Origin of the sequence: Thiocapsa sp. C2-2m (genome assembly GCF_041903745.1) — a bacterium.
Lineage (GTDB): Bacteria > Pseudomonadota > Gammaproteobacteria > Chromatiales > Chromatiaceae > Thiocapsa > Thiocapsa roseilacustris.
Window position 1 is genome coordinate 1 of sequence record NZ_JBBWVD010000075.1, and the last position, 8,918, is coordinate 8,918.

The following is an 8,918-nucleotide window of genomic DNA, read 5'->3' on the forward strand; positions in this document are numbered from 1 at the left end:
AGGCCCCAGGTGACCGGCACGAGAAAGAGGTGCAGAACCCGGTAGCTCAGGAACAAGAGTCCGATCAAGAACGCGGTGAGTGCGATCCGTCCGCCGAGTGCTCCGGTAAACCCTTTGTCGGTCATGGTGCGAGGATGCCCTCCTTGCGCGAATAAAAAGGTCGTGGTTGCCAAAGATACGCGATACCGAGGTGTGGGGCCGATGCCGTTCACTGTTCAATCGCGGTATTCGCAACCAGGGTATACAATCGCGTCGTCGGTTCGGGGGCGAGGTGTTTGGGTTTGAGACCGGGCGGTCGCGCCCGTCGTCGCGAGCGGTTCTTCCTTCACGAGGTGATGTGATATGGGTCTTTCCGGCATGAGCGTCTGGGAGGTCATCATGGTGCTGGTCGTGGTGGTGGTCCTGTTCGGATCCAAGCGCCTTCCGGGCATCGCCTCGGACCTGGGCTCGGCCATTCGAGATTTCAGGCGCTCCGTCTCGGGCGACGGGATTGCTGCTCCGAGCGCGTCGGAGAAGGCCGACGACCGGGACTCGGCATCCACTCGGCAGCCGTGAAGGCGGTGCGGCGCGGTCGGGCTGCTGTCGATTCCGAGAGAGCCGTGAGACACATGGGTTCCTTTCCCGCGCTGGTTGTCTTGTGCGCCTTGCTGCTGGCCGGCTGCGGCGAGCGTGCAGCCCCTTCGATCGAGATCGAAGGACCGACGATGGGCACCTACTATTCGGTCAAGGTCGCCCGCCCTCCGCTCGGGATGACCACGGATGCGCTCAAGCTCGAGGTGGAGTCGGTCCTCGATCGGGTGATCGCCGAGATCTCGACCTACGAGCCGACCTCCGAGCTGTCCCGGCTCAACGCGAATCCCGGCACGGATTGGATCCCCATCTCGCCCGAGCTGTATGCCGTGATCGCGGAAGGTCAGCGTATCGCTGAGTTGAGCGACGGTGCCTTCGATATCACGGTCGGCCCCCTGGTCAACCTGTGGGGTTTCGGGCCCGAGGCACGACCGGACGCGTTGCCGACCCCCGAGCAGATTCAGGCCGCGCGCGAGCGCGTCGGTTGGCGCAAGCTGGAGCTTCGCGCCTCCCCGCCGGCCATCCGCAAGGCCCGGGGCGATGTCTACATCGATCTCTCCGCGCTCGGAGAAGGCTATGGTGTGGATCTGGTCGCGGCGGATCTCGATGCGCGGGGGTTGGCCGATTACATGGTTGCGGTGGCCGGCACCATCCGCGCGCAGGGGCTCAACCCCAAGGGCCAACCCTGGGCGATCGCGATCGAGGAGCCACTGCCGGATCGGCGCGCCGTACACCGAATCGTCCCGGTCTCCGACCGGGCCATCTCGACCTCGGGTGATTATCGCAACTTCTTCGAGAAGGACGGCAAACGCTATTCCCACGAGATCGATCCCGCGACGGGTGCTCCGATCGAGCGCAACCTGGGGTCGGCGACGGTTGTAGGCGAACACGCGATCGTCGTCGACGGACTTGCCACCGCCTTCATGGTTCTAGGAGAGCAGCGGGCGTCGGAGCTTGCGGCATCTCAGGGGCTCGCGGCCTATTTTATTGTTCGTGATGGCGATGCGCTGCGCGGTGTCGCAAGCCCGGCCTTCGAGGCGTATCTCGCGCGATCGACGCCGGAAGACCGAGCACCCGGCACATCGGAGCAGCCCAGATGACCTGGACATCCACGCTGTTGCGAACCAAGGCGATCAACGCCGATCACCCTCACGGCGACACCGGGCTGAGTCGTGTCCTGGGTCCGCTTGATCTGACCCTGCTCGGGATCGGGGCCATCATCGGCGCCGGCATCTTCGTGCTCACCGGCGTGGCCGCAGCCACGCAGGCCGGTCCTGCCATCGTCTTGTCCTATCTGGTCGCAGGCACCGCCTGTGCCTTCGCCGCCCTCGCCTATGCCGAGCTCGCCGCGGCAATCGGCGGCTGCGGCAGTGCCTATGGCTATTGCTACGCCGGGCTCGGCGAGCTCGTGGCCTGGATCATCGGCTGGGACCTCATCCTGGAGTACGGCGTGGCCGTCTCGGCGGTGGCGATCGGCTGGTCCGGATATGCCAACAATGCGCTCGAGGCGGTCGGCCTGGGCCTTCCGGCCGTTTGGCTGCATGGGCCCGCGGAGGGCGGTCTGCTCAATCTGCCGGCCGCCGCGATCGTGCTGACGCTTGCGCTTCTCCTGGGGGTGGGCATCCGCGAGAGTGTCCGGGTCAACGGCATCATGGTCCTGATCAAGCTCCTGGCCATTGGTGTCTTCCTCGCCGTCGCAGTGGGCCGGGTCGATCCCGCCAACTGGGTGCCCTTCATGCCTTTCGGCTGGAACGGGGTCATGGGGGGCGCTGCGCTTATCTTTTTCGCCTACATCGGCTTCGATGCCGTCTCCACCGCCGCGGAGGAGGCCCGTCATCCGCAGCGCGACCTACCCATCGGGATCTTGGTGTCGCTGGCCGTCTGTACACTCATCTATATCCTGGTTGCCGCCGTACTGACGGGGGTCGTGCCTTACCCGAGCCTCAATGTCGGCTCGCCGGTCGCCGATGTCATGCTGCGTCTCGGTCACTCCTGGGCGGCCGGCCTGGTGGCAGCCGGAGCCATCGCGGGTCTTACGACCGTCATGCTGGTCCTCTACTACGGGCTGAGCCGCATCGTCCTGGCCATGTCCCGCGACGGGCTCTTGCCGCCTATCTTCGCGCAGGTGAATCCACGGACGCAGACCCCGATCCGGGTGATCTTCCTGGTCGGTCTCGCGATGGCTGCGGTCGCCGGGCTGACCCCGATCGGGGAGGTCGCCGAGCTGGTCAACATCGGTACGCTCGCGGCCTTCTTTCTGGTCTGCGTGGGCGTGATCGTGCTGCGTGTCACGCAACCGGACCTGCCTCGGCCGTTTCGCACCCCTTGGTCCCCCTTGGTTCCGTTGCTGGGCGCGGCATCCTGCCTCTATCTCGCACTGAGTCTGCCCTGGGTGACCTGGCTGCGGTTCGGGCTTTGGTTGGCGGTGGGGCTTGCGATCTACGTCTTTTACTCGCGTCATCACAGCGCACTTGCGGCGCAGCACACCTAGAGAACAAAACGCCATGTTGCATGCTTCGATCGACTGGATCCTGACCACGGTCGGCGACTGGGGCTATCTCGGGATTTTCGTGTTGATGGCCATGGAATCCACCGTTCTCCCCGTTCCGAGCGAGCTGGTGGTCATACCGGCCGGCTATCTCGCCTATCAGGGCAAGATGAGCCTGGCGTTGATCCTGCTGGCCGCTACCCTCGGGAGTCTCGCGGGGGCGCTGGTCAACTATTGGTTCGCGTTGTTGGTCGGTCGTCCCTTCCTGGAGCGCTACGGGCGCTGGTTCTTCGTGCGACCCGCGCTGCTGCACAGAACGGATGCCTTTTTTCTCAGCCATGGTGCCATCTCGACCTTCACCGGACGCCTGGTCCCGGGGATTCGACATCTGATCTCGCTCCCGGCGGGACTCACGCGTATGCCGATGCGGACGTTCGTCTTCTATACCTGTCTGGGAGCCGGCATCTGGTCGACGATCCTCGTCGCGATGGGTTATCTCATCGGCGGCAACGAGGCGCTGATCCAGGACAACCTGCCGCTGGTCACCGCCGCGGTGTTTGGGTTCGTCGCGCTGACCCTCGCGGGTTACTACCTCTGGCGGCGACGGCTCGCGGCGTGAGGACCATGCCGCGAGACCAGGCCGGAATACCGATTTGCCTTTCGAGCTTCCGGGGTTAGCGCTATGAAGATCGTGATCCTCGGTGCCGGCCAGGTCGGCAGCTCGGTCGCCGACAGCCTGGTCTCGGAGGACAACGAGATCACGGTCGTCGACACCGACCTGCCGCGGCTGGCGCGTTTGCAGGATCGCCTTGATCTGAGGATTGTCGCCGGCAATGCCGCCCTGCCGGCCGTGCTCGAACGTGCCGGTATGGCCGACGCGGAGCTGCTGGTCGCCGTGACCCAAAGTGACCAAACCAATCTCTGCGCCTGCCGCACCGCGGCGACGCTCTTCAATACACCCACCAAGATCGCCCGGTTGCGCTCGACCGACTATGGTCGCTTTCCCCAATTGTTGGACGCAAAGAACTTCGCGGTGGACTTCAGTCTCTGTCCCGAGCAGATCGTCACCGACTACATCGTCAAGCTGCTCGAGTTTCCCGAGGCGCTGCAGGTGCTGGAGTTTGCCGACGGGTTGGTCAGCCTGGTGGCGGTGCGCGCCTTCGCCGGCGGTCCCCTGGTCGGTCACCCGGTGTCCGACCTACGTCGTCATATCCCGACCTTGGACGCCCGAATCGCCGCGATCTACCGGCGCGATCAACCCATCATCCCGGACGGCGATACCCTGATCGAGCCCGGCGACGAGGTCTTCTGCCTGGCTGCGACCTGCGATATCCGCCAGGTGATGTCCGAATTGCGTCGACGCGAACGCCCGACGAGACGCATCCTCGTCGCCGGCGGCGGAAACATCGGAGAACGTCTCGCGACCGCGACACAAGGCCGCTTCCAGATCAAGATCATCGAGGTCAACGAAGAGCGCGCCAAGACCTTGGGCGCCGGCCTCGATCGCGTGCTCGTGCTCGTCGGTGATGCAACCGACGAGCAATTGCTCGCCTCCGAGGGGATCGAGGACATGGATGTCTTTCTCGCCCTCACCAACGACGACGAGGACAACATCCTCTCTGCATTGCTCGCCAAGTACATGGGGGCGCGACGGGTGCTGGCACTGATCAACCGGCGCGCCTATGCCGACCTGGTTCAGGCCGATCGCATCGATATCGCCATCTCCCCGGCGCAGATCTCGATTGGCTCCTTGCTGGCTCATGTCCGACGCGGCGACGTTGCCCGTGTGCATAGCCTAAGGCGCGGGGCGGCCGAGGCGATGGAGTTGGTCGTTCACGGCGATACCGGGACATCCAAGGTGATCGGCCGGCGCATCGATGAGCTCGATCTTCCGCACGGGGTGACGGTCGGCGCGGTCGTGCGCGGGCCGCGTCCCGAGCTTGGTCGGGCGGATCGTCGTGAGGTCATCATCGCGCATCACGATCGCGTCATCGAGGCCGAAGACCACATCATCCTCTTTCTCATCAATAAATCGCTGGTCTCCAAGGTCGAGCGTTATTTCCAAGTGGGCCTTGGATTCTTCTGATGTCCGGACTGCCGTCGGTCATCAACGCGCTCGGACGCTTGCTGCTGGTCTTCAGCCTGACCTATCTGCTGCCCATCGGCTGCGCCATCATCTACCGCGACGGGACCTTTGCGACCTTCGTGACCAGCCTGCACGCCTGCATCGCCGTCGGCGCCGTGCTGGTCATCGCGACGCGCCGCCATCTGCGCGAGCTCAAGGCCCGCGACGGCTTCATCCTGGTCGCCGCGGCTTGGACCCTGACGGCCGCGATCGCTACCGTGCCGCTCATGCTGCATGAGCAGTTGAGCTTCACCGACGCCTTCTTCGAGACCATGTCCGGGCTCACCACGACCGGTGCGACGGTCATGGTCGGGCTCGATCAGGTCGCGCCGTCCATCAATCTCTGGCGCCACACGCTCAACTGGCTGGGCGGCATGGGGATCATCGTGCTGGCCGTCGCCATCCTGCCGCTCCTAGGTGTGGGCGGGATGCAGTTGCTGCGGGCCGAGGTGCCCGGCCCCATCAAGGACACCAAGCTCACCGCGCGTATCGCCGACACCGCGATCCTCCTCTGGACGGTCTATCTGTGGATCACGATCGCCTGCGTCATTGCGCTCAAGCTGGCCGGCATGGATTGGTTCGACGCCGTCTGTCATGCCTTCTCGACACTCTCGCTCGGCGGCTTCTCGACCCTCGACGCCAGCATCGGCGCGTTCCACTCGCCGCTCATTGAGGTGGTGATCATCGTCTTCATGGTGATCGCCGCGCTCAACTTTGCGACCCACTACACCGCTTGGCGGGCGCGCAGCCTCAGTGCCTACTGGCGCGACGCCGAGGCAAAGGGCGTGCTGGCCGTCTTGCTGGTCAGTACCCTGGGCTGCACACTCTATCTGTTGCTCGTCGGCACCTACAGCGATGTCCTGACCGCGCTGCGCGACGTGAGCTTCAATCTGATCAGCATCGCCACCGACTGCGGCTTCGTCAGTGTCGACTATGCGCAATGGCCCATCTTCGTGCCCTTCTGGATGCTCTTCCTCTCCTGCGTGACCGCCAGCTCCGGCTCCACCGGCGGCGGCATCAAGATGATCCGCACCCTGATCCTGACGCGTCAGAGCTCGCGCGAGATCAGCCGTTTGATCCATCCCACCATGGCGGCACCGGTCACGGTCGGCGGCGTTCAGATCCCGAATCAGGTGGTCTTCGCCATCCTCGGCTTCATCTTTCTCTACGCCATGAGCATCGTCGGGCTGACCTTCCTGCTGATCTTCGGAGGCCTGGACTTCATCTCCGCCTTCACGGCGGTGATCGCCTGCATCAACAACGCCGGTCCGGGCCTCGGACAAGTCGGCCCGGCGACCAACTATCAGAGCCTCACCGACTACGAGATCTGGGTCCTGAGCTTCACGATGCTGCTCGGACGGCTTGAGATCTTCTCGCTTTTGATCCTCTTTACGCCGCGGTTTTGGCGCAAGTAAGGCGTTTGCTTGAGTCATAGACGAGACTGCGCCTTAGGCGTACGATTCTTCAATGCCGACCGTGATCGAGACCCCAATCTTTCAGAGGCAATGGCCTCTGCACTGGACCGAGGACGAACGCAGCAGCTTTTGTGCCTACATTGCCGAGCATCCGAACGCCGGCGAGGTCGTCCCGGAATCCGGCGGCCTGCGAAAAGTACGCTGGCGACGAGAAGGGTCCGGCAAGTCAGGACGCGTCAGGGTGGATCTATTACACCAGCACAGCCGCGGGCGCGTTGATCCTTCTGAACCTGTACTCCAAATCGAAGACCGACAACCTCAACGGCCCGAAACTTAAAGAGATTCGCCGTGCACTCGAAGACTGAGCCCCTGACCGACGCGGAACTGGATGCCAACGAGGCCGAGCGCGATCTGACAGCCGACCTGCTCCAGGTCATCGGCGAAATGAAGGCCGGAGAGGGACGCGTTGTATGGCCCCCCGCACTGGCCGCGAGACAGGAGACCGGGCTCTCCCAAGCGCAGTTCGCAGAGCTTCTCGGGGTCTCGGTTCGCACCCTGCAAGGTTGGGAGCAGGGGCGCAAGCAACCCGGCGGCGCCGCACGGACCCTACTCGCCATCGCTGGGCGTAACCCGAAGGCCCTGCGGGATGTCGCCGAAGACTTGCGCACCGCCGACTGATGTTTGGATGAGGTTTGGTGGTCTGGCCCGGTTTGTCCGCGAGCCAACACCTCGGCCTGCAGTCCCCGCGGCCAAGTCCCATCCGTCTGCAGGGTCCTCAGGCCAATCAGGACATCGACGCTGCCCCCGACCAAATGGACGTGTCGCGGACCATGGTCACGCTCGCTCAGCTGTCTTTTCCAACGGTATCCCGCCCGTCACGGATCTCCCGGATTTGCCCATCCGACCCCTGGTTTCTTCCTGCGTTAGAGCACAGGCTGAGAGGCGATGCAAAAGGTCCGGACTCGACCCGGACCAGCCGCTCGGCGCTTCATCCCGGGCGACCGTTCCGGACCCAGAGCGGACGCTGGCGGTTACGATCGGGATAGGCCGGTTAGGACCCGGAGCCTTCAGTCCCCCGTCGATCGCCTGGGGTCTGCACGTGCCGCATCGGCCCCCTGGCCGAAACGGATGCGATCCGGCGAGGATTTGCGGAAAGCAAACACCCTGCTTCGTTGCTGCGCAGTCGTCTTCGGGCTGCTTGCGAACATCGATCACCGACACAAGACCGGGGAATCATGCCCCGTCGGTTCCCGAGGGGGCCAGGCCCAGCCCGCAGGAGCGTCCGCAAGCGAACGTGAGCCGGACTCCAATGAGGGTCTATGAGCCAGCAACCAGAGAGAACGTCGTCGGAATAGCGGCAGGCAGTGTTATGAGCTTCTTTACGCTAAACGTAATACGTACTAACCTCGACAGGTGATCAAGAGCTTCGCCGACAAGGTTACCGCCGCCCTGTTCTCGGGCCGACGTGTGCGGGGTCTTCCGCCGGACATCCATCGCCGTGCCTACGCCCAGCTGCAAGCCCTGGATGCGGCGGACACACTCGACTTTCTGCGCGTGCCGCCTTCCAATCGCCTGGAGCAGCTTCGCGGCGACCGTGAGGGTCAGTGGAGCATTCGCATCAACGACCAATGGCGCATCTGTTTCCGATGGGAGGAGCATGACGCCTATGATGTCGAGGTGACCGACTACCACTGAGGCCGGCTTATCTTCCAACATCGAGCGCACCAAAAAACCCGTGACTATCCAAAGAGAGCACCTGGACGAGATCGACTTCTCCGACGTGGCCGACGGCGCGGACATGATGCCACCGGTCACCCCTGGCGAGATCCTCCGGGAGGACTTTATGGAGCCCCTCGGCCTATCGGCGAATGCCCTCGCCAAGGCGCTGCATGTCCCGCCGAACCGGGTCACAGCCATCCTGAACGGCACCCGCTCAATCACCGCCGACACGGCACTGCGGCTCGCTCGCTACTTCAGTACGACCCCGCAATCATGGCTGAATCTCCAGAAGAACCACGAGCTGGAAGTGGCGAAGCGGACGGTGGGCCGAACCGTCGAGGCCGAGGTCTCTCCCCGAGCCGCATGAAGGCGCAGCTGATCGAGAAGACTTGCGGGGACTTCCATGATTCCGTCCCTCACTGGGGGGACCGGATGGCGACCTGGGCATTCGTCCACAATGATCGTGACGGCCTGCCGCCGGAGACATTCAAGGTCATCTACGACCTGGCTGCTCAGAGCCGAGATGTTTCCATCGAGGTGTGGGGACCGTGCGATATCGAGACGACCGTCGGGGATCGGGGTCCGGGGATCGGGGTCGAGG

At 64.0% G+C, this 8,918-nt stretch carries 10 protein-coding genes; all 10 read left to right on the top strand.

What is annotated here, in order from left to right:
- The first annotated feature begins 342 nt into the window (after positions 1 to 342).
- Complete coding sequence (gene tatA / locus AADX97_RS27970; RefSeq protein ID WP_374237356.1) at positions 343 to 555, top strand: twin-arginine translocase TatA/TatE family subunit; 213 nt, start codon at positions 343 to 345, stop codon at positions 553 to 555.
- 53 nt (positions 556 to 608) lie between these two features.
- On the top strand, positions 609 to 1,670 hold the full coding sequence (locus AADX97_RS27975) for an FAD:protein FMN transferase (protein WP_374237355.1): 1,062 nt from the start codon (positions 609 to 611) through the stop codon (positions 1,668 to 1,670).
- Complete coding sequence (locus tag AADX97_RS27980; protein ID WP_374237354.1) at positions 1,667 to 3,061, top strand: APC family permease; 1,395 nt, start codon at positions 1,667 to 1,669, stop codon at positions 3,059 to 3,061. The genes AADX97_RS27975 and AADX97_RS27980 overlap by 4 nt, the downstream gene beginning before the upstream one ends.
- Before the next feature lie 13 nt (positions 3,062 to 3,074).
- On the top strand, positions 3,075 to 3,677 hold the full coding sequence (locus tag AADX97_RS27985; RefSeq protein WP_374237353.1) for a DedA family protein: 603 nt from the start codon (positions 3,075 to 3,077) through the stop codon (positions 3,675 to 3,677).
- 63 nt (positions 3,678 to 3,740) lie between these two features.
- Positions 3,741 to 5,144, top strand: coding sequence for a Trk system potassium transporter TrkA (trkA, locus tag AADX97_RS27990; protein ID WP_374237352.1), 1,404 nt, complete (start codon positions 3,741 to 3,743; stop codon positions 5,142 to 5,144).
- Positions 5,144 to 6,598 (top strand): TrkH family potassium uptake protein, encoded by a 1,455-nt coding sequence (locus tag AADX97_RS27995; protein WP_374237351.1) that lies wholly within the window; start codon positions 5,144 to 5,146, stop codon positions 6,596 to 6,598. The genes trkA and AADX97_RS27995 overlap by 1 nt, the downstream gene beginning before the upstream one ends.
- Before the next feature lie 348 nt (positions 6,599 to 6,946).
- A complete protein-coding gene (locus AADX97_RS28000) occupies positions 6,947 to 7,276 on the top strand; it encodes a helix-turn-helix domain-containing protein (RefSeq protein ID WP_374237350.1) in 330 nt (109 codons plus the stop codon).
- Positions 7,277 to 8,011: 735 nt separating this feature from the next.
- A complete protein-coding gene (locus AADX97_RS28005; protein WP_374237349.1) occupies positions 8,012 to 8,293 on the top strand; it encodes a type II toxin-antitoxin system RelE/ParE family toxin in 282 nt (93 codons plus the stop codon).
- A gap of 103 nt (positions 8,294 to 8,396) precedes the next feature.
- On the top strand, positions 8,397 to 8,684 hold the full coding sequence (locus tag AADX97_RS28010; protein WP_374237357.1) for a HigA family addiction module antitoxin: 288 nt from the start codon (positions 8,397 to 8,399) through the stop codon (positions 8,682 to 8,684).
- Positions 8,681 to 8,918, top strand: a 238-nt coding sequence (locus AADX97_RS28015) for a hypothetical protein (protein WP_374237348.1), incomplete at its 3' end; no start/stop codon positions are given. The genes AADX97_RS28010 and AADX97_RS28015, both read left to right, overlap by 4 nt.

What these genes read in the sequence shown, in the direction of transcription:
- tatA (WP_374237356.1), top strand. Translation starts at nt 343, where the DNA reads ATGGGTCTTTCCGGCATGAGCGTCTGGGAGGTCATCATGGTGCTGGTC.
- AADX97_RS27975 (WP_374237355.1), top strand. Translation starts at nt 609, where the DNA reads ATGGGTTCCTTTCCCGCGCTGGTTGTCTTGTGCGCCTTGCTGCTGGCC.
- AADX97_RS27980 (WP_374237354.1), top strand. Translation starts at nt 1,667, where the DNA reads ATGACCTGGACATCCACGCTGTTGCGAACCAAGGCGATCAACGCCGAT.
- AADX97_RS27985 (WP_374237353.1), top strand. Translation starts at nt 3,075, where the DNA reads ATGTTGCATGCTTCGATCGACTGGATCCTGACCACGGTCGGCGACTGG.
- trkA (WP_374237352.1), top strand. Translation starts at nt 3,741, where the DNA reads ATGAAGATCGTGATCCTCGGTGCCGGCCAGGTCGGCAGCTCGGTCGCC.
- AADX97_RS27995 (WP_374237351.1), top strand. Translation starts at nt 5,144, where the DNA reads ATGTCCGGACTGCCGTCGGTCATCAACGCGCTCGGACGCTTGCTGCTG.
- AADX97_RS28010 (WP_374237357.1), top strand. Translation starts at nt 8,397, where the DNA reads ATGATGCCACCGGTCACCCCTGGCGAGATCCTCCGGGAGGACTTTATG.